The sequence below is a fragment of the Streptomyces sp. NPDC041713 genome (genome assembly GCF_055591085.1).
This window is the reverse complement of sequence record NZ_JBVIZY010000002.1, coordinates 898531-925266: the sequence shown is the minus strand read 5'-3', so window position 1 is coordinate 925266 and position 26736 is coordinate 898531. Positions and strand designations below refer to the sequence as shown.

Below are 26736 nucleotides of genomic sequence, written 5' to 3'. Positions count from 1 at the left end.
CCCTACAACGGAGTGGTGACCGTGGCGAGTTCGCCGTTGCCCAGGTGCAGCATGCCCTTGCCCGGGGCGATCGGGCCGCCGATCAGGCTGCGGGAGATCCGCAGGCCGATCAGGTCGCCGCTGGAGCTGTCCTGCGGCGACAGCAGGATGCCGCGGCGGCCCTTCTTCGCGTCGACCTGCCAGCCCGAGAAGCCGCTGCAGACGTCCTCCTCGTCACCGGCGAGGACCAGCGCGAGGCCCTGTTCGGCGCCGCGCTGGATGATCCGCTTGAAGTGGCTCGCCGCGTCCGCGTCCTCCAGCATCTCCGCGTCGTCGATGAGGACGACGACCGGGTCCTCGCGGGACGCGTCCGCCTCCTCGATGAGCTCCTCGAACTCGTCCTCGTCGATGTCGTCGCCGGTGAACACCTTCAACACGCCCTCGGTGCCCTCCAGTTCGCGCAGCGGCGACAGGCGCGGGGCGGCGACCACCAGACGAACGCCCTGCGCGCGGAACGAGCGCGCCATGTTCATCAGGACCGTCGAACGACCCGACTTGGCCGGACCCGCGATGACGAACGCCGGCACGCCCTGCGCCAGGTCGGGGCCGTGGCCCATGACCTCGTCGCCGCCGATGCCGACCAGCGCCCACAGCTTGGAGCGCGAGGCCTCCGGGTCGCGCAGCTCCCACGCCTCCTCGAAGCCGATGCGGCTCGGCAGCGTGTCGACGCGGAACGGGCGCAGGTGGCGCGGCACTTCGGCGTCGCGCGCCGCGGCCTGCTCCCCGATCGCGGCGATCGCCGCGGCCTGCCCCTGGCCGGTGGAGTCCTCCGAGAGCAGCGCGAACTGCGTCTCGGTGCCGGACTCGTTGCGGAACGCGCGGCCCGGCGCGATCTCCTCGGGCACCTTGCGCGTCGGGATGCCGAGCATCGAGAAGTCGGAGCGGTCCGCGAGCCGCAGGCCGTACTTGTCCTCGGTGAGGGAGGAGATCCGGCCCACCAGGAGCTGCCGGTCGCCGGTGAGGATCATGTGGATGCCGACGCTCGCGCCCTCCCGCATGATCGTGGTGACCTCGTCGGTCAGCGAACCGTGGTCGACCTCGCCGAGCGTGGGCAGCCACCCCTCCCAGCGGTCGAGCAGCACGACGAGGTGCGGCAGCCGCTCGTCCTCGGGCGCGTCGGTCCGCTGCTCGCCGATGTCCGCGTACCCCTTGTCCGCCAACAGGTCCTGGCGGCGCGTGAGTTCGGCCTTGAGGCGGTTGATGAGCCGCACCACGCGCTCGGTCTGGTTGCGGCCGACGACGGCACCGCAGTGCGGCAGCCGGGTCAGCGCGTTCAGCGCGCCGTTGCCGCAGTCGATGCCGTACATGTGGACGTCGGCGCAGGAGTGCGTGCGCGCGAGCGAGCCCGCGATGGTCCGCAGCACCTGCGAGCGGCCGGAGCGCGGGGCGCCGCCGATCATCAGGTGGCCGAAACTCGCGAAGTCCACGACGACCGGGCGGCGCGCCTGGTCGGCGGGCAGGTCCTCGACGCCGTACGCGGCGGGCGTGAGCGCCCCCGGGGCCGTGCGCGGCGCGGGCGCCGGGATCTCGTCGAGCAGCACGGTCTCGCCGAGCGCGGGCAGCCACGGGCTGTGCTGCGCGGGGATGCCGAGGCTCCGGTTGGCCTCGATGACCTCGTCGACCAGGACCTTCAGGTCGGTGATCTCCTCCTCCTGGCGGGCCTCGGCCTTCGGCTTCACCAGCGAGGCGCGGCCGAGCGCGGACCAGTCGAGGGCGTCGACCCAGGGGGCGAGCACGGCCGGGTCGGCGGCGCCGGGCCTGCGGCCACCGACGCGCCCCGACTGGAACGGCACGAGGGAGGCGTGCCCGAGTCGCACGTACGCGCGACCGGGGGTGTTCTTGGAGATGTGCCCGGCCTCGGGGGAGTCGATGACGTCGGTGGACTCGCCGCCGTCCGTCACGCGCAGCGCGATGCGCAGGTTGGTGTTGGCGCGGATCTCCGGGGAGACCACACCGCTCGGCCGCTGGGTGGCGAGCAGCAGGTGGATGCCGAGCGAACGGCCCCGCTGCGCGATGTTCACCAGACCGGTCACGAAGTCGGGCAGGTCGCGCACCATGGAGGCGAACTCGTCGATGACGATGAGGAGTCGGGGCACCGGCGGGTGCGACGGATCGCGCCGCACCAGGTCCTGGTAGTCCTCGATGTCCTTCGCGTCGGCGTCGGCGAGGATGTGCTCGCGCCGCTTCAGCTCGGCGCCGAGCGACTCCAGGGCGCGCTCGACGAGGTGCGCGTCGAGGTCGGTGACCATGCCGACGGTGTGCGGCAGCTTCACACAGTCCTTGAACGCGGATCCGCCCTTGTAGTCGACGAGGACGAACGTCATGTTCTCCGGGGTGTTGGCCACGGCGAGCGCGGCCACGATCGTCTGCAGCAGCTCCGACTTACCGGAACCGGTCGTACCCGCGATCAGACCGTGCGGGCCGTCCTTGCGCATGTCGATGCCGAACGGCCCGTCGTACGACTCACCGATGACGGCCATCGTCGACTGCCCGCCCGCCTGCCAGCGCGCGGTGATCGCTCCAGCCGTCGGCGGCTCCAGCTGCAGCACGTCAAGGAGCCGGCTCGACCCGGGCAGCGCGGAGTCCTCGGTCTCCCCGCTGATGTCGCGCAGCGGCGAGATGGCGCGGGCCAGGCGCAGACACCACGCGGGCGTCACGAAGTCGGGCCGTACGTCGGTCAGCCGCTCCGCCCCCGACATCTCCACGCGCAGCCGCAGCTCCTGGGTGGCGGCGGTCTGCCGGGCCTCGGGCGCGCTGGTGTGCCAGGCCTGGAAGGAGGGGAAGCCGCCGGGGGCCTGCTGGGGCGGTACGGGCGCGTGAGGGAGGCCCTGCTGGGCCGGGCCGCCCGCGTGGGCGACGGCGTAGGCGTGCGGGTCGGGCTTCGGCTCGGCGACCACGAACGCCAGGCACTCGCCGGGCAGGAACCGCTCCTCGGTGTCCAGGCAGAGCGCGTACATGTGCACGGCCGGGCCCTCGCGCAGCAGCCGTACGACACCCGGCAGGGACCGCAGCCGCCGCGAGCCGTCCCACACCACGACGATGTCGGGGTCGGAGAAGTTGGCGCCCTGGCTCTTGTTCTGCTCGGCGGCCTTCACGCGCGCGTCGAGGATCTGCGTCAGCTCACCGATGCGGGCGCCGACGGTCTCGGCGTCGGTGCCGATCAGCAGGTTGATGTCCTGGCCGCCGGACGGCTTGGCATGCGGCAGCCACCGCACCCAGTCCCAGCTCTCCCGTGAGCTGTTCTCGGTCAGCACATAGAACTGCACGTCCATCGGGCTGTGCAGCGTCGCCGCCTGCGCCACGGCCCAACGCCCCAGCGCGGTCGCGGAGTCACCGGGCCCGGCTATGCCGATCACCCCGAGCCCCTTCAGTGGCAGCGCGACCGGGGCGTCCTCGATGTGCCAGGTCACCTGGCGCCGGTGCTCGTCCTTCTCCGGGTCGTCGAGGACGACCTCGGAGGGCAGCCGCCCGGTGCCGAACCGGATCAGCAGATGGTCGGCGTCGGTCCGCCGCCGCTCCCACAGCCGCGTACGGGGCCCGGTGCCGAGCGCGAGGACGGCCGCCGGGTCGGGGACGGCGCTGCGCCGGTCGAGCCGCTCGGCGACCAGCGCGTCCTGGGCGTCCTTCTCGATCCGCGCCTTGTGCTCCTTGTACTCCTTGACCTGCTTCGCATGGGACGTGCGCCCGTGCTTCTTGTCCATGAAGTAGTTGCCGAACAGCATGATGGGGCTGAGCCCCGCCATGATCAGGTAGTACCAGCGATTGAAGATCATCGCCGCGACGACCGCGCCGACCAGCGGGAACAGCGCCATCAGCCACGGCAGCGGCCGCGCCTCGTACTCGCGGGGCGGGCTGGGCAGCCGGAACGTGGTCTGCCGCTCGGGCGGACGCAGCCGCGGGGGCCGGTTGTAGTCCAGACCGGCCCCGTCCTCGGACCACTTCAGCGCGGCGTTCGGCGGCGTGTAGCGGACGAGTTCGAGCAGGGTGTTGCCGAGGGCTATCTGCGCGCCGAGCGGCCACGGGACGGTGTCGCGCCGGCCCTGCGCTGCCCGCGCCTTGGCCCGCGCCTCCTTCCACTCCCGCTTCTCCTGCTTCTCGCGCTTCTCCCGGGCCTTGCGGTCCTTCTTGGACTCGCCCTCGGGCACCGGCGCCGAGGCCGGCTCCGGCTCCTCCTTCTCCACGCCGAAGGGATCCCCGTCGAGGGTCACGCCTTCCTTGTCCTTCTCCTCGCCGTGCAGCGTGGCCTGACACGTCCCGTCGGTCGCCACCGACAACGTCAGGGCGCGGGCGGGCATCTCCGGATCGTCGACGCGGATGTACGCGGCGGGCCCGCTGCCGATGTCGTACCGACCGATGCCGAGCCGGTGCACGGCGCCCGCGGCGGCACCGCTCGCGACGCGCAGCTCGACGAGGCCGGAGGGCTCACCGGGCAGACAGCCGGCCGGGTCGTCGAGACTGACGACGGCGCCGTCGCGCAGCGGCGAGGTGACGACGGTGGCGGTGGGATCGACGGCGTACCCGTCGACGTAGATCAGGGGCGCTCCGCCGCCCGGCACCTGGTGCGGCTGCGCCTGCTGCCGGTGGCCGATGGGGATGATCTGCGCCCCGCTGTGGCCGACCTGCCGGGCCAGTTCCACCGCGATGTCCTGCACGGTGGACTCGGGATCGGCGTCGAGAACCACGTCGGCGGAGCCCCCGCCGAACGGATCGACGACGGTCAGAGTCAGGCGCACGATCGTCCTCCCCGGAGCTGAACAATGGGCCTGACGATATCTGCTCCCCCCTTCCCACAGGCAACGGCCGGGGGCCGCCCGAGTCCCACGACCATCTCCCCCCGCGTCACGGAACCGCCCGCACCCGGACACGTCCGGCTTCGCACTCGCTCATGACAGAGCTGTGACTGAACCCGACTGTGATCCCACCCGCCCCACCCGTAAGCTGCTTGGCGCAAGAGCGGACGATCACACCATCCGCGTGACGGGTGCCACGGGGGTTGGCCCTGCGGCCAGTTGATTGGGAGAGAGCCACATGGCGGGCAAGGACCTTGATGTCACATATCAGGAAATGCGTGACGCGGCCAAGCACGTGGTCAAGGAGAAGGACAAGCTCAACGAGAAGCTGGACGGCCTGAAGAAGTACATCAAGAACCTGGTCGAGACCGGCTTCGTCACGAAGAGCGCGTCGAAGGCGTTCGACGAGAACTTCGACGACTTCGTCGAGGGCGCGAAGAAGACGCTCGAGGGCCTGGACGGCATGGGCGACTACCTGACCAACGCGGCGGACAAGTTCGAGCAGATCGACGACGAGCTGGGGAAGGCTGCGCGCAAGTAGCGCTCGCCGCCCGGGATGGCGACTTTCGGGCGGGGTGACGCGGGAGCGTGAGCTTCCGGCCATCCCGCCCGCGGTCAGCTGTCTGCGTCCATACCGGCGCGAGATCGGCGGCGCAAGTACTTGTGCAGATCGCTGCTCCCTTCCTCGGTATCGAGCCGGAGCCAGGAGCCGTCACGGAATCGGATCAGCAACATCCGTGTCACGAACTCGCCGGAGAACGGGTCTACAAGCTCGGCTTCAGAGGGCTTGAGTCGGGCCACGATCTCCGTGTGCTTCTCTCGCCGTACGGAGACACGCCGAGGCGGGGCGGCCAGGACGAGGTCCTCGTCGGTAACGAGCACAAGACGCTGATGGTGCGTGGACTGGGCATACCAACGCAGTAGGAGCTGCCCTGCGTCCTTTTCCCAGTCCCCGTCGAAGACTTGGTGGAGTCCTTGCTCCCGGATAGCGGCTTCGCGGCGTTCGTTGGATGCTTTCTCCGCGCGCAGACGTTCCTTCTCCTCACCGGAGGCCAAGAAGCGCTGTACGGACTCCTCCAGTCCGGCAAGGAAGGCCAACAGCATGCCGAGAGGCATGAACGGCACGACGAGTGCTGCGCCAAGCATTCCGAGCGGGGGGCGACGCCCGGGGCGGAGTCGACCGGCCCCGGCGGTTCGATGGATGCCTTCAGGGGGTTGTGGAATCTTGTCAAGGGTGCACCATGCTCCGGCCTCTGCGTTGATGCCGAGCCGTTCAGATGTCACCTGTTGCGTGTCGCTCGATGTCACGCCGAGAACCCCTCCGGTCGACGCTGGGCGGGCTTGCTGGCCGAGGGTATCGGGTTCGAGGTGATGTGAGGGGGCCACCGAGTCGAGCTCGCACGCTCTACCCGGTGCTCAACAGTAACGGGACAGAAGGAGAGTTCTCGTGGGAGACCACACCAAGGCGGACCTTGCAGCCATCAAGAAGTGTTCGCGCGATCTCGGCAGGATCCACAACGAGTTTGAGCGGCACGCGAATCCGGCCGACGAGTACGGGGACGCCGTGGGGCACGGCGGCCTCAAGGACGCGTTCTCGGAATTTGACGACACCTGGAAGAAAACCAGGAAGAAGCTCATGAAGGAGCTCGAGAAGCTCGCCGAGTTCACCTCGACCGCCGCCAAGACGTACGACAAGATCGACCATGAGCTGGCCGAGGCGATACGTGGCGCCAAGACGAAGGGCAAGGGGAAGAAATGAGCAGGACGGACAGTGATTGGCCACCACTGTGGCATGACGACCCCACTCCGGGCGATCCGGAAGAGGTGGCCGAACTCGGCCGGAAACTGCGCAAGATGGCCGACATGATCGACGAGCAGTCGCGCGTCATCAAGGCCCTCTCCTCGGTGGACGGCTGGGACAGCGAGGCGGGCCGGGGCTTCCACGAGATGGCGGGCGGCACCGCGGACAAGCTCAAGAAGTCTTACGAGCGGTACGACGAGGCGGCCAAGGCTATCGGCGAGCACGTCCGCGAGGGCAGCTCGGACGAGTTCGCCAGCGAGATGCGCAGGGCGCAGCGGAAGGCGGACAAGGCGCTCAGTGACTACCGCGATGCCGAGCATGAACACAACGCCGCCGATCGGGAGGTGCAGAAGTATAAGGAAAAATACCCCGTGGGTAACATCCCTGCAGGGGAAAAAGAGGAATACGATCGCTGGGTTGACAAGCGGGACGAGGCGCTCCGCGAAATAGGTGGCGCACGAAAGGCGGTGAAAGATGCCCGGGAAATATATGACGAAGCGGGTGACAAAGCGGCCCGGCACATCAAGGACGTAGTCCACCACGATGATGTCCGGGATCCGGGAGGCTTTCTAAATTTCCTGGCGGACTGGGCGGATTCACTTTCCAACCTCTCAGCCTTGTTGTCAGTGTTGGCGGTAATCTGCGCTTTTGTACCCCCTCTTCAAATTGCAGTTCCCTTCCTTGCGGGAGCGGCGGTTCTCGCCAGTGCTGCGGCCTTGGCTGGACATGCCTACGACATGAAGGTCCGAGGGGGCAAAGTCAGCTGGTTGAAACTGGGGACCGACGCTCTGGGTGTCCTGCCGGGGCTGGGGGCGCTCAAGGGATTCTCGGCCCTTAAGGGCCTGAAGGGTCTCGCCAAGTTCAAGGCCTTCGGCAAGGTCGCGACATGGCAATCCTTCACCGCCAAAGGGGCTGTGAAGGGTGTAGGTGAGAACTTCCTCAATGGTGTCAGTGTTTCATTGACGAACAAGGTGTTGGGATGGGGAAAGCTTGCCCCCGTCGAAGGTAAAAGGATCACGGGAGTGATCAAGGGGGCGGGCTTCGGTAGTGCCGTGAACCGGTTTCTGCACGGGGAGAACGGCGGGCATACCGGGTACGAAGAGCCAATCCAGAAGGAGCCGACGCCCACGCCCGGTCCGGCTCCGACACCTCCCGGAGGAGCGCAAGGTTCTCCCTCCGCAACGCCCGGTCCCTCGACGTCGACACCGGCTCCCAGCGCGTCGCCTGCAGCGTTCAAGGCCGGCCTGGCTGCGTGAAGTTCATCGGCGTAGTGCCCGTGGCGGAGGGCGGGAACGCAGTGTTCTTCCGTCGGCCGACGTGATCGGGTGAATACCCACACGGCCATCAGTTGTTCGAATCCGTTTGGGCTGCCGAGTAATCTGACCAGTTGCGAGAGAGGATTCGTGAGATGGCTGCCGTGAAATCTCTCGAAGGTGAAGATGAAGGTCTGGTCGAGGCCGAGGGGATCGAAACCCGTTGGATCATGCCGGAAGGCTTCCATGAGATTCCGTTCGAAGCCGAGGATATGGATGATGCCGCCGGTCGACTCGTAGAGATGGCGAAAAAGGCGCTTCCGGGAATCGACCAAGAAGTGCAAATTCAGTTTGCTGCGATGTGTGCAGCCGCTTATGATGGTTTTATCGAGGGGGGAGTCCAGTACGCTGGCTTCTGTGCAACGGAGGTCGATGAAAATCGATGCACGGCCACGGTGCTCGTCAGTCTGGTCGATCTTGATGAAAGAGCCGGAAAGCGGCCGGTGGGATTCATGGTCTCAACCATGCGGCACTTGGACCTCGGACATGTGGAAGAGGTGCAGTTGCCGTGCGGACCCGCAGCGATGTGCACAGGCAACCGATTGGTCAATGTAGACGGGAGCCTCACGGATACGGGCGATGACGCCAAGATCTGGAGCTCGTTCATCCAGGTACATATTCCGCTGACCAACGGGACTGCTCTGGTCTTGGAGATGACCACCCCTACAGCGGAGGGGTGGGATACCTTCTCGGCCATGTTTGCGGGCGTCGTGAAGAGTGTGCGGTTCTTCGACGCTCAGGGGGGCCCGCTGGTGATGCCGGGATGAAGCCCTCGCTCAACACCACCGCTCCCAGCGACTACCGGCTGCTGGTCCCGCGGGACTGGTTCCGCGTCGATCTCACCCAGGACCGGTGGCGGAGCCAGCTCAAGACCTTCGTCGACCTGCAGGCCGAGGGCCGGGCGGTCTCCGCGGACCTCACGCGGAAGGTCTGGTCCACGCTGCGCAACACGGCGGAGACGGCCCTGACGCGCGGGGCCATGGAGTTCTACCTGCTGTCGACCTCGCGGGACGGCGGCATGCCCGCCTCCCTCCTCGTGTCGCTGATGCCACTGGGGGAGACGCCCGCGGATCCGCACACGTACGCGGCGTGGCTCGAGCTGAGGGAGTCGGAGAAGGAGGAGGGGGACCGCCGCCGGGAGATCACGGTGGCGGACCTCCCGGCGGGCCCCGCCATACGCGTCCTCGGCCCCACGAGCCTGGACTTCCACGTCCACATGCCGGGAGGGGCAGGCTACTTGGTGCTCTCCTTCGCGGCACCGCTCATCGGAATGCCAGGCCCGATGGAACGGCTCTGCGACGCGATGGCGGAGTCCTTGGGGTGGGTGGAGTAGGCCGTGACCAGAGTGGCCGAGCGTACGCCCACCTGACCAGGTCAGAACCTGTTCGTCCCGGGGAGGTCGAGTTCGTCGGCCTCAGCATGGAAGTTGGCCGCGAAGGGGTAGGGCCCGTAGTGCGGGTAGAAGGCCGGCACATCGCCGCCGTTCTCGGCGGCGATGTGCGCGATCTTCCGATACGCGGCCGCGCGGGCCCGGACCTTCTGGCGCGGCCGATTTGCCCATTGCCGGACTGCCGTGCGGATGAAGAGCAGGACGAACACGGCCACGGCCGCGGCTGCCCCCACGTAGAAGAGGTTCTGATTCCTCTCGGATTCCCAGTACCGGGCGTACGCGCCCCAGTAGACGAAGACCCCGAAGAGGACAATGGCCAGCGGGAACCCCGCCTGCATCCCCGCCCGGTTCATCTGCACGTCGTCGATGTGGCGCAGCCGCAGCATCTTCAGGACGGCTGCGTCGTCGAAGAAGTCGAACTGCACTCTGCGTCCCTCGGTTTCGGCTGCCTCCCGGGCGGCCGGCACCGCGCGTATGACCTCGCCGGGGATCATCTTCCTGATGATCCCGTCACGCGCCCGGTACTCCCACGGCCCGGGTTCACGGTCTTCGTCGTCGGCCGAGTCGTGCTGCATGGGAGATGCGCTCCTTTGATGAAGATTGCAGTATCGCTCTTTCGGCGTCACCGGTTGACGGACTGGACTTCCTCCACGGTGACGTCCTGTACTGCCTCGACGGTGCCGTCGGGCATGCCCACCGGGGTGTCCTGCCCGGTTCCCGTCCAGCTGATCTCCCAGGTGAGGGATGCCTTGAGGGGGAACGTGGCGCCGGCGGACGAGCGGCCGTAGACGATGCCGCAGGGCGGGGTCTCCTTCGACCTGCCCTTCGCGTAGGGCTCACCGATCTTGCCGTCGACGATGGGGCATTCGCCGGAGGCGGGGATCAACTTCGCGTCGCCGGTGCCCGGTTCGAGGGTCAGTGCCTTCGGCTTGGCGGTGGTTGTCGCGCGGATGTCGAAGCCGGGGACGTTGATCGCCGCGGTCGCCCGGACGTCGTCGAAGGCGGCCTTGTCGAGCCAGGCCCAGGTCGGCAGATTCACCTTGGTGGTGCCGTCGGGCGCGAGGGAGACCTTCGTGTCGGGAAGCCTCATGTGCTGGTAGGCGAGGGCCGCGAGCATCTCCGGCTTGATGGCCTCCTCGTACTGCGGAGGCGGCGGCTCGCCGTTCTCGACCCAGAAGGGGATGTCGCTGCACGAGCTGCGCTTGAGGATGTCCGGCTCGTCGGGATTCTCGACGGCGGCCCAGAACATCCCGTCGCCGTCCTTGTCGACGTTGTAGTCCTTGTACCCGGGGGTGTCGGTCCAGCCGTAGTCGTCCTCGTAGTGCCGCTGCATCTCATTGATGGCCGCGCCCGCGTGCCCCGCCATCCCCGGTGCGCTCGCGGCCTCCTTGAGCTCCTTGGACATCTTCTTCTTGAATTCCTTGGCACCGTACATCGGGGCGTACCAGCAGGGCGGTGGCGTCCAACTGACGTCTGCGGCAGCGAGGTTGCCGCTGCCTCCGCTCTTGGCGACGGATCCGGAGTACTGGACCTTGGCGGCGGCGTAGATGCCGTTCTTGCCGTCGCTGCCGCCCTTCTGCTCAGCGCTGCCGCTCTCGCGACCTTTGCCGGTGTCCACCGGCTCGGCCACGGCATGGGGTGCCGCGACGACGAGGGCGCCTACGGCCAGTGCTATCGCGGTGCCGGCGCGGACTGTGTGTCGCGAGCTGCTCACTGGCATTTCTCCGCCTTCGTCTCGACGAACACCTTCGATGCCTGCCAAAGCCCCTTGCCTGTGGGGTGCTTCACCATGATGACCTTGTAGTAGGAGAAGTCCTTGGGGCTGGGCTTGGTCTTCAGGATCTTGCCGGTCTTGACGTCCTGGCCGTAGAACTTTCCGGTGTCGGCACAGAAGGCGACTTCGACGGAGTTGCCGCCCGGGCCGGATCGCGTGGTGGACTGGTAATGGCGGCGGGTGCCGTTACCGGTCCAGCCACCCTTGATCCACTCGTTGATCTGCACCTTCCCGTAGTGCAGCGCGCCACCGGTCGCGTACGCCGACAGGGCCGCGTCCTTGGTGGTGCGCTTGTCCACTCCCCGGTAGATGGCCCGCAGGAAGTTCGCCGCGTCGTTCATCGCCGCCGCCTCGTCCTTGTCCTTCGGCTTGTTCCAGTCGAAGACGAGGTTCATGCTCTTCGGCAGCGACACGTCCACGCCGTCGGGCTTGTCCTCGGTTGGCGCTCCCGAGGGATTCCCGGTCTTCTCCGGCGCCTTCGAGGCCTTGTCGGCCCCAGCGATCGCGTCCTTGTCTTTCGAGTCTCCGTCGTCCCCGCTGCCGCAACCCGTGAGGAGCAGGGTTGCGGTCGCGGCGAGCGCGGCGACGACGGGCGTGGTGCGGCGATTCACGGTCGGCTCCCGGTGGGGCGAGGGGTGTCTCCAGCGTGCCGACGTTAACCGCGGGGTTGTGGGTTCCGCCAGGGGAGATAGCGGGACGAGCCGCCCGATTTCGATGGACTGTCACCGTGTCGTGACGCGAGGGCGCGGGGCGGTTCGGGTAGTCGCGGGTCTGCGGATCGGTGTTTGCGCCCACGCGGAGGCCGACGGGCGTCGCAACGGGACCGGTTCCGGGGGGCGCTTCGAACTTCACGTGGGTGTCGAGGCTCACGCAGGAGGCGGAGCGCAGACGTTCCGCGCCCGCGTCACTGGCACTCCTTGGCATCGGACCGACCACTGAGCTCCTGGAGCTGCCAGACGCCGCCGGGCGCCTTCCGGAGGATCGTGTCGTAGCGCGTGTAGTCGTTCGGGGTCGGTGTCGTGGACTCGACCTTCTTGGTCTTGATGTTCTTGGGAAAGGCCTTCGTCTGGTCCTCGCAATAGGAGACGTATGCCAGGTCCGACGTGTGCTGGGTGACCTTGCGGTCGTAGTAGCGGTACGTCCCGGAGATGGCCTTCCCGCGCTTCTTCGCCTGCCGCAGCTGCTGCGTGTAGAACGACTTGGCCTTGCCGGTGAAGTACGTCGTGAGGAACGGGGACTTGAGGTCCAGGTCGACGAAGATCCGCTGCCGGGCCATGAGGATCTCCGCCTGCTTCTTGAGGATCCGGTCCTTCGCCTTGTCGCCGGTGGGGTCGGACTCGATCTCGACCTTGATGTCCTGGGGAAGACCGAAGGCGGCTGTCTCAGTCGGCGCGGTCGAATCGGCCTGCGGGCGCGCCGAAGCGGCGGTCCCTTCCTGACCGGCTCCCTTGGCCGTGCCGTCCGGCTCCGAATCGCCTCCGCAGGCCGTCAGGAAGAGGGCGGCGGCCGCGGCCAGAGCGGTGGCCACGGGCAGGGTGGGGCGGTTCACGGTGGACTCTCCTGTGACGCGAGGGGGGAGGTGGGGGTGACCGACGCTACCTCGCAGGGCCGAAGGCCCTCCGGGGCGGTGGCGTCTTGGTGGAGCGTCGACAGGCCGTCGGGAAGCCTCGGCTGCTGGGAGGGGCCGGCGAAGTCGGCCGAGACGGTCCGGCGATCGACGTCTCACCGCTCCACGTTGACGAACAGACTCCGGGCGAAGTCGTCGAACTCGGCGATGTTCGACGTGACCCACCCGATGTCCTCGCTGAGCGTCCGTACGATGACGTCGATGCCCAGGGACTCCAGGCGCCACGCGTAATTGACCGAGCAGCACATCGCCTCGGCCTTCGCCGCCACGAAGCAGCGGATCGATCGCTTGCCGCGGCCCAGACGTTCGGTGTCGAAGTCGATGACCTCGGGGTCCTGGACGGCGCCCGGCTCGTTCTTCTGGACGAGCTCGTCCAAGGTCGTGTCGACGTCGCCCTCGCTCGGCCCCGCGTGCACGAGGAAGGTCAGGAACTCGCGTCGCGGGTCGGGAACGTAGAGGAAGATCTGGTGCGCCGGCACGGTCTTGGGGATCAGCTCGGCCGCCGAGTCGAGCTCGAAGGCCAGCATCTTGACCTGCTTGTCGTCGACCGGCTCGTCGTCGACGAGCCGCCAGAGCAGCTCCGCGGTGCGCCGCGCCCACTTTTTGCGCTCACGAGCCGCCCGCCACCCGTCGCCGAGGATCGGCACGGCGGGCCAGACCGTGGCGTCGCTGTCCGTGTCGAGGGAGAAGGTGACGTTCACTCGGTCCTCCAGCGGGACGTGGTCATGACGGCGTCGAGGAGCTCGACGAGGATCTCGGTGAAGTCGCTCTCGGTGAAGTCGCTCCCGGGTTCGCCGTCACCGAGGGCGGTGAAGCTGCGACGATCCAGCCGGCATTGCCGTTGTCCGACGGTAACGGCACGACGTAGTCGACGTGCTTTGCGCGGGTGTCTTCTGTCCGGCCCGCCCGTTCACCGGTTGACCGACTGCACTTCCTCGACGGTGATGTCCTGCACCGCTTCGATCGTGCCGTCCGGCATTCCGACCGCATCGGCCTGACCCGTGCCCGTTCAGCTGATCTCCCAGGTGAGCATTGGAGTACTGGATCCGGGCGGCGGCGTAGATGCCCGAACCCGCGTCCTTGCCGCCGTCCGTCTTCGCGGAACCCTTGCCGTTGCCTATGTCCTCGTCGGCGTGCGCCATGCCACCGGTCATGAGGGTGCCGACGGCCATCGCGAGGGTGAGGCAGGCGGCCGTGACCAGAGGGTTCACGCGCACTGCTGTGCTTTCTCCGTCACGAACACGAGCGATGCGCGCCACAGGTCGTCCTTCCCCGGCAACTTGTTCATCACGATTTTGAAGTGGTCGTACGAAGCCGCTCCGGAGGAATTCCCCTTGTGGGTCTTCTCCGTCTTCACTTCCTTCGAGAAGAATTTGCTGGAGTCCACACAGAACGCCACCTCGACCGCGTTGCCGTTGGGCGACTTGCGTGTCTGCGCGCGGTAATGGCGTCGGGTGCCCGTCGAGGTGAGCCCGGCGTCGACCCGGCTCTTGATCTGGGTACGTGCGTAACTGAGGCCCTTGTCGGTGGCGAACGCGGCCACGGCCGGAGTCTTCGCGGACTGCTCGGCGACTCCCTTGTAGATGGACTGCACGTAGTGCCGTGCGTCGTCCACCGCTTCGGCCTCGTCCTTGTCCTTCGGCCTGTCCCAGTCGAAAACCAGCTTCATGTCCGACGGCAGGGAGAGGTCGACACCGTCCGGCTTCTTGTCGTCCGAGGCCTCGGCCGGGCCGTCGGACTTCTTCGGCTTCCCCGCCCCCTCGTCGGCGCCGGCGATCTTGTCGTTGTCCTTGGACGAATCCCCGCCTCCGCCGCAAGCCGTCAGGAGCAGGGCAACAGTCATGGTCAGCGCGGCGGCGACAGGCAGGATGCGGCGATTCACGGACGGCTCCCGGTGGGGCGCAGGGCTCTCTCCAACGGAGCGACGTTATCCATGGGGCTCCTGGTTCTCCAGGGCCGATACCGGGGCAAGCCGCCGCATCCCGGCGGACCGTCATCGTGTTGTGACGAGGGGGGGGGCGGGGCGGGGCTCCGCGGGTGAGGAGGTACGGAAGGGGGCGGCCTGCGGCGTGTTCTCGGGGCGCGTGTGCGTCGGCGTAGGCGCGACGCCGGCCTCACCCTCGGGTGCCGCTCCCGGGCCATGTCCCACCCGTCGTACGAGCCCGCCCCCTCAGGGAGCCCAGACCCCCAGCGTCCGCGCCAGCGCCTCCAAGTCCTCCGCCGCCCGCATGACATGCGCGATGTCCTCCGACGCGGTCCAGATGAGGACGTCCGCTCCGTGTTCCTCGACCTGCCACGCGTAACGGACGCAGGCCAGCACGTGGGACGAGTCCTCTTGAGCGATGTAGCGGAAGGTGGTCATCCCCTTGCCGAGCTTCTCCGAGATGACCGTCTTCACGACCGGTGGCTCCACCGCCGTCGTGTCGTCCGCCTCCGTGAGCGAGCGAAGGGTTTCCTCGCGCGGCCCGGCCGCGGGGCCGATCACCGCGACGACGGGGAGCGGAACTGCGGCCGGATGGTCGAGGTGGAGGAAGAGCCAGTGGTCCGAGCCGGGTGGGGACAGCGCCTCGGCGGTGCGCTGCAGGGTGCCGGCGACGAAGTCGACGCCATGGGGGCCGGGGTCGAGGTCGTAGTCCTCCCACAGTTCTTCGGCGCTTTCACGCGCCCAGGCCTCCGTGTCATTCCAGGGGTCAAGGGGAGCGCTGACGCCCGCTCTCGGCGGCAGGATGACCCAAGGGTCGGGATCGATGTCCTCGATGTCGATGATGCTCCAGAAGTGATCCCTCTCTCCGGCACTCATCATCGGCTCCAGCGGAAGGTGGCCATCACGGCGTCGAACCATTCGACGAGAGCTTCGGCCAGCTCGTCTCGGGGGTCACCGCCGCCTACCGTCGAGAACGCGGCCACGAACCAGCGGTCCGCGTCACCGGGCACGGAAATGATGTACTCGACCCGTCGTGAGGAGAGGTCGGCGCCCTTCGCAGGGGCGGCCCCGACCACGTGCTCGCGGCGCACTGCCAGCGCGCCGTCCACCTCACCGGAACTCAGGTCGGCGTTCTCCACTCCGTCCCGGGCAAGCAGTTGTACCGCCACCTCGGTGGGCTCGGACCTGTTGCGCGACGGGTCGGAAGACCCCGGCACGAGAGACTCGGTCACGAGGATCGATGCGCCCAGGTTGAAGTCGCTCATCGGCTTGACCGGTAGGTAGAGATCCAGGCCCCTGCTCTTCTGTGCGTTGACCACCGAGTCACGGAAACGACGTTCCAGCTCGCGCTTGTACGGCCCGACCTTGTCCGGCGGGGCGTCAGCAGGGATGCGGGTGAACGCATCGTCCAGGACGTGGCGAACTGCGCTCTCCGTGCCGTTGCGGAGCGGAATCTGGGCCCATTCGCCGGGCAGGAGGAGCCGGTAGCCGCTGGCCGGCGGAGCCGCCTCGTCGAACGAGTCGTCGCGCGCCGCTGTGGTTTCGGCACTTTCATTCAGCACTCTGTTGTTCCTTGCGGTTGAGATGCCACATCCCGGCGAAGCCTGAGAGAGACGCGGCCACTGCCGGCCAGAGCACCCAAACGTTCTGGCCGATGGCGAAGAGGAGGGCGTAAAAGAGGTAGAGGCCGAGAGCGCCCTTGATCATGACGCGTTCGCCGGACAACTCTGCCCAATCGTCCGGGTGCCGCGTCACATAGATCAGAGCGACCGGTGTCAGCGCACACAGAGTCCACTCCCAGGTGGGCTGCTCGAGAATCGCCTCGCCCAGGAGGTCCTCCGTCGCCAGCCCGGCGAAGCATCGCAGAAGGGCCAGAACCAGGACGATCTTCATCGCCAGGATCAGCCGGTACGGGTTCAGCCGCGTGCGCCTGGGCCGGCTCCGTGCCTCGGTTCCCTCTGTCATCGGTCCGTTCCCTTCACCAGCGTGATGCGACAGGTCTCGTCATACGGTCCTTCATGCGGCTGTACTCGCCGTCCGAAGCGGCGTCGCCGGACTTGTCTCCGAGGTCCAGGCCGGTTCCGACCAGCCACGATCCGCGAAGCGCGTCCTTGTGCCGCTCGGCCTCGCGGGCATTGTCGGCGAGCTTCGTGTTGTCCGGGAACTCATCCCGCCACTTCTTGATGTCCTTCATCTGCTGACCGAGCTTGGCATCGCCCAGCATGTCGGCCTTCTCTCGTGCGCTGATCTCGGGCATCTCGGCATCGCGTACCTCCTTGCCCGCCTTCTTGCCCTCCTTGGCGGCTTTCTGCTGCGCCTTGATGCCCCGGGCCCGGCTCTTTTCCCGTTGGCCGCCGGATCTACCGCCGCCCTTTCGGCTGCCTCGCTTGGCGTTCTCGGTCGTGCCCCGGCGGGCTTGCTTCGCCGCCCCCTTCGCCGCGTCGTCGGCCGCCCCGGTCGCGGCAGCCCGTGAACTCTTCTGCAACGCTTTGATGGCCTTGGCCGCTCTGACCCCGTTACGGGCCATCTTCAAGGCTCCGATATCCATGACAACGTCGAACCACGAGCCGTTTCCTGTCCCGGCCTGCACGAGATGGGCAGCGGCGACGATCCCGGTCAGAAGGAGGGCGACGATACCCAGAGCCGGGAAGAACATGGCAGCGATACCCACCGCTGTGGCCGCCCAGCTCGCGATGTCAGCCAGTTCGCCGATCCAGTCGGCGTCGGCGACCCAGGCCTTGAAGTCGTTCCACCAACTGTCCTTCATGTCATCGTTGATGGAACTACGAATCTTGCCGGCGTGGTGACCCGCGCGCTCGTCATAGTCCCCAGCCGCAGAGTTGAGCCGCCTCCGCGCGCCTTCCAGGTCCTCTTTTGCCTTCTTCAGGGCCGGGTCCTCCGCGTCGGAACCCTTGTCGCCCTTTTCATCCTTCTCGTCGCCGTCCTTCGCCTTCTTCTCGGAGTCCGGCTTGTCCTTGTGGGTGTCGATGATCCTCTGGGCGTCCTGGGCGTCGTCGAGCGCTTTGTCCGCCCTCTTCTGGAAACCCTCGAGGTCGTCGGCCCAACTGGACAGGTGATTCTTGACCTCGCGGTAGCGATCTTCCGCTTCGTCGAGCTTACGGCCGAGACCCCGGGCGTCTTCAGCCAGTTTGTCCGCGTACTGGCCCTTCAGGTTGTCCGCGTCTGCCATCGCGGTCAGCGCCGCTGCCTGCGTACGCAGGTACTCGGCGATCTTCTTCATGTGCTTGACCTGGCTGCGGACCGCCACGGGATCTCCCGGTACGGGATCGCTCTCACGCAGTGGTTGCCAGTCCTTAGGCCGTGCCATTAACTCCCCCGAAGCCGCTGCTCGTTCTGTGTTTCCGTGGTGCGCATTCGTCGTGCATGTCGCTGCAGTGCCGTCCGCCGAGAGCGCTGATGCATTGCCCGCTACTTTTCCTTCTTCTTGCCGGACTTCGACAGCTGATCATCAAGTGTCTTGAAGGCGTCCCGGGTGCCCTCGACCTGCTTGCCGACCTCTTCCAGGGATTCGAGGAGGCGCTTGCGATTCTTGTCCCAGTTATCCACGAAGTCCCCCATCGCGTCCTTGATTTCGGATGCGCCGACCGCTGTCTGGATGTCTTCCTTCCAGTCGTCGATGTTCTTGAACTCGGTCTGAATGGCCTTTAGTTGGCCGGCCGACTTGTTCAGCAGTTGAAAGTCGACGATCAGGTCGGATCCCGACATGGCTTCCCGTTCCCCTGTGTATTTTCGCTTTGCGCTTCCCGGTTCCGGTTCTGCGGGGTGTCATCCGTTGGGCGGGTACGTGGTACGCCACTTCGCGAGGAACCGGGCCACTACTCTGCCATGATCAGGCAAAGCCCGTGGGCTCTGATTGCGTGGACGCCGCGAGTGAGGCACTGGCCGGTGCGGCCGCGCTCCTCGGCTGCCCCCTCCCCGAGTCTCACCCGCGCCGCCCCCGCGAGAACTCCCCCCGCCCCACCCGCCGCGCGAGCCCGTTCTCCGGGGCGGTGGTGTCGAGCAGGGAGCCGTAGCCCGTGGTGGCCCAGAGGCTCCTTGTCGTGTCGGCCTCGAAGTAGGGGAGCACCCGTTCGCCGGAGCCGTCCGCGTGCGTGATGGTCTCGGTGAGCACCTCGGGCGCGCGGCGGTCTCGTACCGCGTGGGCGCAGGCCGTGCAGGCGCCGACCCGGAGTTGGTCGCGGCGGCCCAGGGGGCGCCAGGTGATGCGGCGGGCCGCGCGGCCGTGCAGGGGGTTGAAGAAGCAGAGGGGGAGCGGGTCCGGGGTGCCGTCCAGGGCGTCACGGCCCTCCGTGACCAGGGCCAGGACCCCGGCGAGGTCGGGCAGTCCGCGCGCGGCGTCGAGGACGGTGCCCGCGGCGGCGTACGCGTCCAGGGCGCGCCGCAGCCCGGGCGTCGTCTCCGCATCCGCGGCCTGCGCGGCCTCGCCGAGGGCGAGCACCTCCGCCTCCGCGCGGCGGCGCAACTCGCCCTCGTCCGCCGTGCGCGCCGCGGCGAAGACCGCCCGGGGGAAGGCGAAGGGGGCCGTGGCGTGGGCGCCTCGCGGGGCGCGTCGACCGCGACGCCGGCGTAGGGAACGTACGAGCAGAGCCGCGCACGTCAGGCCTGCGGCGATCGCCGCCACCAGTACGGGCCACCCGGGCCCGTCGGAGGTTTCGGACCCGGCGCTGCCGCCGGAACCGGCACCGGCCCCCGCGTGGTCGGCCAGGCTCTCGTCCAGTTCCTTCGACGCCTTCGCGTACGCCTTCGTGCCCTCGCCCCGCGCGATCAGGTCGATCGCACCCGCGGTTCGTTCGGCGAGGCCGGCGTCGTCGAACTCGTCCATGATGCCGACCGCGGCCGCCGCGTCGTCCGCCTGGTGCTCGTCGTCGGGCCATTCGAAGCCGTGGACGTCGTCGTTCCGGTCCTTCTCGGAGGTGAGGAGGATGAGGTCGCGTCCCGCGTCCCGGCTCGCGCCCCGGTCCGGGCTCCGGCCCGTCGGGTCCGCATCCCGTCCCCCCTGCTCCTCGTCCGCCAGGCGGTCGCGTACGACCGTCGCCAGCGTGTCGGGGTCGCCACCGAAGGAGTCGCCCTTGGCGAGCGGGACCAGTACGACCTTGATGGGCAGGCCCGTCTTCCGGATCCGGGCGACGAGTTCCTTCTGGCGGGCGGGCGGCACGGCGGACGCCGCGTACGACGGGTCGACGTACACCGGCGAGGTGCGCAGCGCGTCGGCGATTTTCTCGCCGGGGCTGGGAGCGGGGGCGGCTGCGGGGGCGGGGCCGGCTGCGGGGGTGGCGGAAGCCGGGACGGACGCCCCGCCCGACAGGCCCAGGGTGAGGGCGATGAGCGCGAGGGTCGCGTACGGGCGGGCCGCGGCGCGGCGCTTCAGGTCACTGGACACCAACGTACTCCCGTACCTGGCGGATGAGTTGGGGCACACCCGTGCGTGCGCCGCGCAGCGGTCCCGGCGCCTCGTCGTACGGGACGCGGGCCGCGCCCCGGCCGCCCGCCGGGTCCGGCAGGGTGAGGCGGAGGGAGTACGCGCGGCCGGGTTCCTCCGTCACGAAGGCGCGGCAGGAGGCGCAGACGGGGAGGGTGCGGCGTCGGCTGTCCTCGGGGGCGTACTGGGCCTCGCGCCAGCCGGTGGCGGGGCCGTGCAGGGGGTTGAGTGCGCAGCAGGGCTTACTGGTGTCGCCGCTCGCGAGTGCGGCGCGGCCGATGCGGGCGAGTGTGATGGCGGCGGCGAGGTCGGCCGGTGGTACGTCGTCGTCCACGCGCCCGTCGGGTCCACCCGTGTGGCGCCCGCCCCCGTCGGTTCCGCCCGCGGAGGTGGCGCCGGCCCCGTCCCGGTCGGCGAGGAGCGTGGCGGTGTCGAGGCAGTCCCATACGCGGGTGCGGAGGGCGGGCGGGAGCGTGGCGTTCGGGTCGAACTCGCGGGCGAGCGCCGCGAGTTCCTCGCCGGCGGTGACGCGCAGGTACTGGAGGGAGGGAGCGACCGGAGCCTCGAAGGAAGACCCCGACAGAGTCGGCGCCCAAGCCGAAGTGTCGACGTCCCACATGCCCCGCCCCGACGACGAGCCGCCCGCCGCCCGCGCCCACCGGCCGGAGCGCCGGATGCGTCGGATGTGCCGGATGCGCCGAACCACGCCCGGAACGCCGAGACCGGCGGCGACGAGCCCGAACACCACGCAGGACCCCATCGCCCCGAGCATCAGCCCCGGCCAGAAGTCCCCACTGAACAGCCGCGGCAGCTTGCTCTCCTCGACGGGATCGGGGGCGGGCTCACCGTAGGAGGAGGTCTCGGGCGCGTCCGTGCGGGGCGCCTTGTCGAGGAACGCGAGCAGCTTGTCGAGCCGCTCGCCGAGCCGATGGTCCTCGGAACGGTCGTCGGAGGCGGCGTAACTGATCGCGTCCGGTACGTCGAAGGCGGCCAGGTCCGCGTCGATGCGTACGTCGTACGTGACGACGTCGATGCCTCCGACGTACGGATCGGCGACGACGTAGACGCCGGGCTTGCCGAGCCGCGCGTGGAGCGCGTCGGCGAAGGTCTGCGGAACGCCGGCGGACTCGTCCTCGCTGAGCTGCGGTACGAGGGCGACGTACATGGGCCCGTGCCTGAAGTCCTCGACTCGCACGCGGAGTTCGGAGGTCTGCCTGGGGGTGAGCGGGCGCGGGCTGTCCGGGTCGGTGTAGACGGGGTCGCGCCGCAGTCCGTCGGCGACGCGTTCGACGCGGGCGGTCATGTCGGCGGAGGTGGGCAGGGGAGCGGCGTTCGACGTGGTCTGGTGGAAGACGGCGGAGGCGGCGACGGCGATGAGGGCGGCGAGAGCGACGGCGACGGTGGCTTCGACCCAGTGGAGACGGAGTTGACGTGGGCTGAACCAGCGGGACTTGGCATCACCGCGACCGGTGCCGGCGGCCCGGCGACGCCACCGCCACCGCCACCGTCGTACGTACGGAACGACGAGCAGGACGAGCAGCGGCGGGGCCGCGAGGACGATACCGGTCAGGAAGGACTGGTTCCGTCGGTCGGTGGGACCGACGTGCATCTTCTCGGGCTCCTTGTAGCCCTCGCCGTACGGCCCGTGCCCGCCGTACTCCTCGCGCGCGGCCTCGGCACGCTTCGCCGCTTCGGCGCGCCCCTGGGCGATGACGTCGACAAACCGCTCGAAGCCGAGCAACGGGCCTGCGTCGTACGGGAGTTCGTACGCCTGCACCGTCAGCGCGTCGTCGGCGGGCACCCGCACCCCGAACCCGGCGGCCGCCACGACGGAACTCTCGTCCACGAGCACGAACAGCCCGTCCCGCCCGAGCCGATCATGCACGGCCCCGAGCAGCGCCTGACCGTCACTGCTGCTCCCGCCCCCCGGCAGCACGAGAACGTACGTGGCCACTCCGGTCCGCTCGGCGAGCCGCGCGAACTCGGGGGCGGTGGAGCGGGGGACGGCACGGGGGAGTTGGTCGGTGACGTAGACGGGGCGGGCGCGGAGGTGGGCGGCGAGGGTGGCGGCTTGGGTCGCGGGCCGGGTGCTGTTGGGGGAGGGGGCGGCGGTGGCGGAGGCGGCAGAGGCGGGGGTGGTGACGGTGGCCAGGAGGGGGAGGAGGGCGCAGGCGAGCAGGAGCTGGAGCATGCGGAGGAGCGCCGGCGTCCGGGCGGATTCACTCCTGCCGGGTGGGTGGTTCGCGGCTCCGTTGCCTTGGTGCCGGGAGCTCACGGACCGGTCGCCCCGCTGCCCGAGGCGGTTGCTCTGCTGCCCGAGGCTCACGGCCCGTTTGCCCTGGCGAACCCTGCCGCCACGGACGCGTGCCACGCTCCCCGCCGCCATGCACACTTCGGCCCCCTCGGTCATGGGGCGCACTTTACTGTCGCGACGGGTTGGGGGCCATGGGAACGGAACCCGTGCCGGCACGACAGGGACATAGCCGTGCGGCACGACAGGGTTGTATACGGGCGGCGTCAGACGTCTCCGTTCCGGAGCACGCCGCGCCGCCGTCGTCGGCCCATGGGTCAGCGTTCTGCCCCGATGCCGCGCCAGCACACAGCCAACTCGCCATCAGCTCGCCGTTTCGACGAGCTCGATCTCCGGTTCCTCGAACGACACAAAGGTGACGTTCTTGCGGGCCAGGAGTGTCTCGCCCGGTTCAGGCTGCCAGATGCTCATTCCGTGAAATCAAGCGTCTGCAGAATGGCCGTGACCATGTCGCAGAACTCGCCCCAATACCGCATCGATGCGGTGTCGAGCGCGAAGACAGCCATATAGGGGCCGGAAGGAAAGGGAATGTAGACCTGTATCTGACCGGTGACGAGCTTGGGCTGTTCCTCGGCCGGAGGCTCCTGCTCCACGTCCAGTGCGAGTTCGCGCAGTGTCACGCAGGAGACCGCGGGACCGCACGGCAGGTCGAGCCGGCGTGCGTCGTTCAAAGGGTCTTCGGCCAGCGTCGCGAGGGTGCCCTGAGCCGCCGTGTCGGGGTCCGTGTGGCTGGAGCGGAGGAAGGCCACCGTGAGAGAGCAATGGGCGACCCCTTCTCCTTCCTGGCCGAAGATGCCCAGGGCTGAGAAGGCCAGCCCGGCCGTGGCCATCGTGGCCGTGACGCGTTCGTAGTAGGGGGCTGCGGAGTCCCAGAGTTCGGTGTCTCCTTCGGGATAGAGGCCGCGTACGAACTCCCGTGCAGCCGTGCAGCGTTCCTCGGCGGTAGCGTCCACCGGGAGGGCGTGGAAGCCGTCCGGCACGACGAAAGCCATGGGCGGGATGGTCCGTGCCACCCGGTCGCTGATCAACTCGGCCAGATCACTCACCGGTCTCACCCCTCTGGTTCCCGCTTCGGTCCTCCGGTTCGGCATGGAGCCGGTCTGTCAGTGCGGCGGCGTCGCCGGCCTTCAACCGCGTCCAGGATCCGTCCACGAAGCGGACCCTGACGTCGGACGTGCCTTCGGAGAAACGCATCCGTTCGGCGTCGGCCACCTGCTCCCGTGGCAATTCCCAGAGTTCCTGTGCGGGTGCCAGGCCGGCTCCCGACTCAATGCCGAGGATCACCAGTCGGCGATCGGTCAGTACGAGTTCCGTGCGGTACCCCTTGGCGCGTCGTGCGGGGTCCAGTTGCCAGGGCAGGGAGCGCGCGGTGGTGCCCGGGGACGCCCAGATGACGGGAAAGTCGTCCACCTCGTTCTCCGGCTCCCGCGGTTTCCCCGGGTCTTGCGGATCTCCGAAGGGGGACCCGCTCGGGGCGGCGGAATTCGCCGCCATGTTGAGCAGGCGGGGCAGGGCGAGCAGAGCCACGTCGAGCAGGCGTACGCCCGTTCTGTCGGCCTTCCCCCGCACGGTGAACGCGGGGCCGGGGGGCCAGCCTCCGGCGGTCAACTCCTCCTCGATGTCCTGCCGTTCAGGGTCACGAAAAGACCGCAGGCCCGCGACGGCCGGCGCTCGCCCGGTGGCGAAGGAGACATTGACGCGCAGCAGCAGTTCTTCGTCCTGGAGCGGATACCAGTCCACAGCTTTCACTCCCTCTCAGTGCGCTGCCGCGGATTGCTGGAGGCGGTCACCGGGGTTCGTCATCTCGCCGATGTGATCTGGGATGGTGAACGCCTTTGGGGCGATCTTGATCGCGGCGTCGATTCCGCGCCCCCAATTGCTCATGGAGTCGATGTTCTTCAGCCCCGGTATGCCACGGGTCCCGATCCACTGACCGTTGCGGACGGTCTGCTCCGCGACGAGGCTCATACGGTTCATCAGACCACCCTCGGTCGAGATGTGGCCCCCGGCCTTCAGACCGCCCAGGCCGATCTTCCGCCCCCTGACGGTGCGGCTCACCGCGCCGGCGACGTTGTCCCCCACGCCGACGATGTTCCTGCCCAGCGTGGTCACGCCCTTGAAGCCCTTGCCGAGCTGGGCCGCCCGAGCGGCCGCCACTCCGCCGTCCGCGACTTTGACGCCCTTGCTGAAGGCACCGATGCCCGGCAGGGAACCCAGCGCGTCGAAACCGACGGAGACCCAGCTCACGTCGGCACCCGCGGCCTTGGCCACGAGATGCGTGGCGAGAGCGAGACCACTGGTCGCCACCGCGGCCGTGGCGAAGATCGCGCCGATCGGCTCGAAGGGCGCGGTGATGATCGCGATCATGCCCAGTACACCGCTGAGGTCGCTGAGCACGTCGCCGACCAGTTTGATCACGTCGGCGTGGTCATGGATCCAGTCGCCGGTGGAGTCCCAGGCATCCGCGAGGGACTTGCCGAGCTTGTCCCAGAACCCCGGCTCGTCGGGCGCGATGTCGCCCGCCTTGTCGAGCTCCTTGCTGATCGCCCCGGCGGCCTTGCTGTAGCGGTCCTCCAGGTCGTGGACGTCGGCGATGACCGTGGTCACCTCACCCGATGCCTTGCCCATTTCCTTGGTGCCGAGCTTCGCCTCCGACCGGGCCTCCAGCTTTTCCCCCGCTCGCTTCTCCAGTCGGTTCGCCTCCTCCTGGAACTCGTGCAGCTCCCGCGCCCACCGGTGGAGCGCGCGCGATGCCTTGTCGAAGGATTCGTGGCTCTTGCGGATGAGCGGAGTGACGTCCTCGCCTATGTACTCGGTGAAGGCAAGGGCCGCCTTGCCCTTCCAGGCGCCGCACTCGATGCGCTCCAGGTCGCGGACGGCGGTGCCCAGCTCGGACGCGAGGCCGCCGAGTTTCTTGGCGAGGTCGCGGGTGTCCTCCACGTTGCCCGGCGTCGGGTCCCAGCCGATGTGGGGAAAGGCTGGACGCTTGCCCGTCACGTCACTTCCCCTTCTCGTGGGCGGCCTTGCCGGCCGACTTGCCGGCCGACTTGTGGGTCGACTTGAGCGACTCGGCGAGGGCCTGGTCCAGCTTGCTGAACTCCGTGTCGATCTTGTTGATCATCTTGACGGCGCCCTGCGTGTGCTTCCCCAGCTGTTTGATGCCGTAGCCCCACTCGTCGGCGAACTCGTGCACGTCCTCGATGAGCTCCTTGGCCCCGACGACCGAGCCGTCGGTGCCCTTCAGGGTGCGGCGCGCGGCGTCCATACGGTCACTGACTCCGGAGAAGGTTCTCTTGAGGTCCTCGAAGACCGTGCCGTCGAGCCGAAGGTCGCTCATGAGTCGTGCTTCCGTTCTTCGTCGTGTGGGGGCGGTGGTCGGCGCACCGTCCGGACGTTGCGGCCACGATGCGTGCTGTAACCAACGATATTCACGATATTCGTGAGGTCTGCGGTGCGTGGGGGTGGGGGTGGTGGCTGCCGGGCGGTCATGGGTCGCCGGCCTCGGCTGCCGGCAACGGTCGCCGACACCAGTCGTTGCCGGGAGTGGGCCGCGGCACCGGTCACCGCCCCGATCCCGATGCCCTGACGAAATCCCGAGCGGCGCGACGCCCCGGCGGACAAGATGGCCGGATGCCCATCGACGACGACCACACCGGTGAAGCCCCGGCCCCCACACCGTCCGCCCCCAGCCCAGCCACCATCCCAACTCCCGGTCCCGCCCCCACGTCCCGCCGAACCGAACCCCCCACCTCCGGTGCCGGTGAGCGTGCCTCGCTCACCGCGTTTCTGCAGTACCAGCGCGAGACCCTCGCCATGAAGTGCGCCGGGCTCACGGCGGATCAGCTCAAGGAGCGGGCCGTGCCGCCCTCCGACATGTCGCTGCTCGGGCTCGTCCGGCATCTCGCCGAGGTCGAGCGCAGCTGGTTCCGCAACGTCCTGAACCGTGAGGCCGCCAAGGCCAACTGGCAGGGGCGCGTCCCGGGTGAGTACGCCGACTTCGACGTGGCGGACGCCGATCCCGACGAGGCGTTCGAGGTGTGGCACACGGAGTGCGGGCGCTCCCGCGCCATCGTGGACGCGGTGGACTCCCTGGACGCCACCGTCGACTTCCGCGACGAGACGTACTCGCTGCGCTACATCCTCACGCACATGATCGAGGAGTACGCGCGCCACAACGGCCACGCCGACCTGCTCAGGGAGCGGATCGACGGGGTCACGGGGGAGTAGGCCACGTAAGAGGCACTGGCCCCGCGGCCCGTAGGGTGGCGGTCCAAGAACGGACGGTCGTACCGGCGTACCGGCGCACCGGCCGACCGGAGACGCACCG

25 protein-coding genes are annotated in these 26736 nt (G+C 68.5%); 6 read left to right on the top strand and 19 right to left on the bottom strand.

Annotated features, from left to right (window positions below):
- Nucleotides 1-2: 2 nt before the first annotated feature.
- Nucleotides 3-4772, bottom strand: a complete 4770-nt coding sequence (locus ACZ6CV_RS09085) for an FtsK/SpoIIIE domain-containing protein (protein WP_469250202.1) — start codon at nt 4770-4772, stop codon at nt 3-5.
- A gap of 295 nt (nt 4773-5067) precedes the next feature.
- Between ACZ6CV_RS09085 and ACZ6CV_RS09080 the strand changes: the two genes are divergently transcribed.
- Nucleotides 5068-5370, top strand: a complete 303-nt coding sequence (locus tag ACZ6CV_RS09080) for a WXG100 family type VII secretion target (protein WP_469250201.1) — start codon at nt 5068-5070, stop codon at nt 5368-5370.
- A gap of 74 nt (nt 5371-5444) precedes the next feature.
- Here the strand turns inward: ACZ6CV_RS09080 and ACZ6CV_RS09075 are convergent, their stop codons facing one another.
- A complete protein-coding gene (locus ACZ6CV_RS09075) occupies nt 5445-6137 on the bottom strand; it encodes a hypothetical protein (protein ID WP_469250200.1) in 693 nt (230 codons plus the stop codon).
- Between the two features lie 139 nt (nt 6138-6276).
- Here ACZ6CV_RS09075 and ACZ6CV_RS09070 point away from each other — a divergent pair, with 139 nt between their 5' ends.
- The 4 genes from ACZ6CV_RS09070 to ACZ6CV_RS09055 all read left to right on the top strand — a co-directional run bounded on the left by ACZ6CV_RS09070 (nt 6277) and on the right by ACZ6CV_RS09055 (nt 9276).
- Nucleotides 6277-6588, top strand: coding sequence for a type VII secretion target (locus tag ACZ6CV_RS09070; protein ID WP_469250199.1), 312 nt, complete (start codon nt 6277-6279; stop codon nt 6586-6588).
- Nucleotides 6585-7886 (top strand): putative T7SS-secreted protein, encoded by a 1302-nt coding sequence (locus tag ACZ6CV_RS09065; RefSeq protein ID WP_469250198.1) that lies wholly within the window; start codon nt 6585-6587, stop codon nt 7884-7886. Before ACZ6CV_RS09070 ends, ACZ6CV_RS09065 begins: the two co-directional genes overlap by 4 nt.
- Before the next feature lie 152 nt (nt 7887-8038).
- The gene (locus tag ACZ6CV_RS09060; RefSeq protein ID WP_469250197.1) at nt 8039-8710 is read left to right on the top strand and encodes a hypothetical protein; all 672 of its coding nucleotides are present in this window, start codon (nt 8039-8041) and stop codon (nt 8708-8710) included.
- Nucleotides 8707-9276 (top strand): hypothetical protein, encoded by a 570-nt coding sequence (locus tag ACZ6CV_RS09055; protein ID WP_469250196.1) that lies wholly within the window; start codon nt 8707-8709, stop codon nt 9274-9276. The genes ACZ6CV_RS09060 and ACZ6CV_RS09055 overlap by 4 nt, the downstream gene beginning before the upstream one ends.
- A gap of 41 nt (nt 9277-9317) precedes the next feature.
- Here ACZ6CV_RS09055 and ACZ6CV_RS09050 read toward each other — a convergent pair whose 3' ends face one another.
- The 17 genes from ACZ6CV_RS09050 to ACZ6CV_RS08970 all read right to left on the bottom strand — a co-directional run bounded on the left by ACZ6CV_RS09050 (nt 9318) and on the right by ACZ6CV_RS08970 (nt 25746).
- The gene (locus ACZ6CV_RS09050; RefSeq protein ID WP_469250195.1) at nt 9318-9908 is read right to left on the bottom strand and encodes a hypothetical protein; all 591 of its coding nucleotides are present in this window, start codon (nt 9906-9908) and stop codon (nt 9318-9320) included.
- Between the two features lie 47 nt (nt 9909-9955).
- On the bottom strand, nt 9956-11053 hold the full coding sequence (locus ACZ6CV_RS09045; protein ID WP_469250194.1) for a hypothetical protein: 1098 nt from the start codon (nt 11051-11053) through the stop codon (nt 9956-9958).
- Nucleotides 11044-11718, bottom strand: a complete 675-nt coding sequence (locus tag ACZ6CV_RS09040; RefSeq protein ID WP_469250193.1) for a hypothetical protein — start codon at nt 11716-11718, stop codon at nt 11044-11046. Before ACZ6CV_RS09040 ends, ACZ6CV_RS09045 begins: the two co-directional genes overlap by 10 nt.
- Before the next feature lie 293 nt (nt 11719-12011).
- Complete coding sequence (locus ACZ6CV_RS09035) at nt 12012-12656, bottom strand: hypothetical protein (RefSeq protein ID WP_469250192.1); 645 nt, start codon at nt 12654-12656, stop codon at nt 12012-12014.
- A gap of 173 nt (nt 12657-12829) precedes the next feature.
- A complete protein-coding gene (locus tag ACZ6CV_RS09030; RefSeq protein WP_469250191.1) occupies nt 12830-13435 on the bottom strand; it encodes a hypothetical protein in 606 nt (201 codons plus the stop codon).
- 506 nt (nt 13436-13941) lie between these two features.
- Nucleotides 13942-14616: a hypothetical protein gene (locus ACZ6CV_RS09025; RefSeq protein WP_469250190.1), complete on the bottom strand. Its 675-nt coding sequence runs from the start codon at nt 14614-14616 to the stop codon at nt 13942-13944.
- Nucleotides 14617-14904: 288 nt separating this feature from the next.
- Nucleotides 14905-15534 (bottom strand): hypothetical protein, encoded by a 630-nt coding sequence (locus ACZ6CV_RS09020; protein ID WP_469250189.1) that lies wholly within the window; start codon nt 15532-15534, stop codon nt 14905-14907.
- A complete protein-coding gene (locus tag ACZ6CV_RS09015) occupies nt 15534-16220 on the bottom strand; it encodes a hypothetical protein (RefSeq protein WP_469250188.1) in 687 nt (228 codons plus the stop codon). The genes ACZ6CV_RS09020 and ACZ6CV_RS09015 overlap by 1 nt, the downstream gene beginning before the upstream one ends.
- A complete protein-coding gene (locus ACZ6CV_RS09010) occupies nt 16210-16623 on the bottom strand; it encodes a hypothetical protein (protein WP_469250187.1) in 414 nt (137 codons plus the stop codon). Before ACZ6CV_RS09010 ends, ACZ6CV_RS09015 begins: the two co-directional genes overlap by 11 nt.
- Before the next feature lie 13 nt (nt 16624-16636).
- Nucleotides 16637-17926 carry a putative T7SS-secreted protein gene (locus ACZ6CV_RS09005; RefSeq protein ID WP_469250186.1) on the bottom strand — a complete coding sequence of 430 codons (1290 nt, stop codon included), beginning with the start codon at nt 17924-17926 and terminating at the stop codon, nt 16637-16639.
- 161 nt (nt 17927-18087) lie between these two features.
- Nucleotides 18088-18384, bottom strand: a complete 297-nt coding sequence (locus tag ACZ6CV_RS09000) for a hypothetical protein (RefSeq protein WP_469250185.1) — start codon at nt 18382-18384, stop codon at nt 18088-18090.
- A gap of 217 nt (nt 18385-18601) precedes the next feature.
- The gene (locus ACZ6CV_RS08995; RefSeq protein WP_469250184.1) at nt 18602-20059 is read right to left on the bottom strand and encodes a hypothetical protein; all 1458 of its coding nucleotides are present in this window, start codon (nt 20057-20059) and stop codon (nt 18602-18604) included.
- Nucleotides 20049-22289 (bottom strand): hypothetical protein, encoded by a 2241-nt coding sequence (locus ACZ6CV_RS08990; protein WP_469250183.1) that lies wholly within the window; start codon nt 22287-22289, stop codon nt 20049-20051. Before ACZ6CV_RS08990 ends, ACZ6CV_RS08995 begins: the two co-directional genes overlap by 11 nt.
- Nucleotides 22290-22816: 527 nt before the next feature.
- A complete protein-coding gene (locus tag ACZ6CV_RS08985; RefSeq protein WP_469250182.1) occupies nt 22817-23455 on the bottom strand; it encodes a hypothetical protein in 639 nt (212 codons plus the stop codon).
- Nucleotides 23448-24149: a hypothetical protein gene (locus tag ACZ6CV_RS08980; RefSeq protein WP_469250181.1), complete on the bottom strand. Its 702-nt coding sequence runs from the start codon at nt 24147-24149 to the stop codon at nt 23448-23450. Before ACZ6CV_RS08980 ends, ACZ6CV_RS08985 begins: the two co-directional genes overlap by 8 nt.
- A 15-nt stretch (nt 24150-24164) precedes the next feature.
- On the bottom strand, nt 24165-25406 hold the full coding sequence (locus ACZ6CV_RS08975) for an enoyl-CoA hydratase/isomerase family protein (RefSeq protein WP_469250180.1): 1242 nt from the start codon (nt 25404-25406) through the stop codon (nt 24165-24167).
- A 1-nt stretch (nt 25407) separates the two neighbouring features.
- Complete coding sequence (locus tag ACZ6CV_RS08970) at nt 25408-25746, bottom strand: hypothetical protein (protein ID WP_469250179.1); 339 nt, start codon at nt 25744-25746, stop codon at nt 25408-25410.
- 293 nt (nt 25747-26039) lie between these two features.
- Here ACZ6CV_RS08970 and ACZ6CV_RS08965 point away from each other — a divergent pair, with 293 nt between their 5' ends.
- Complete coding sequence (locus ACZ6CV_RS08965) at nt 26040-26636, top strand: DinB family protein (RefSeq protein ID WP_469250178.1); 597 nt, start codon at nt 26040-26042, stop codon at nt 26634-26636.
- Nucleotides 26637-26736: the final 100 nt, after the last annotated feature.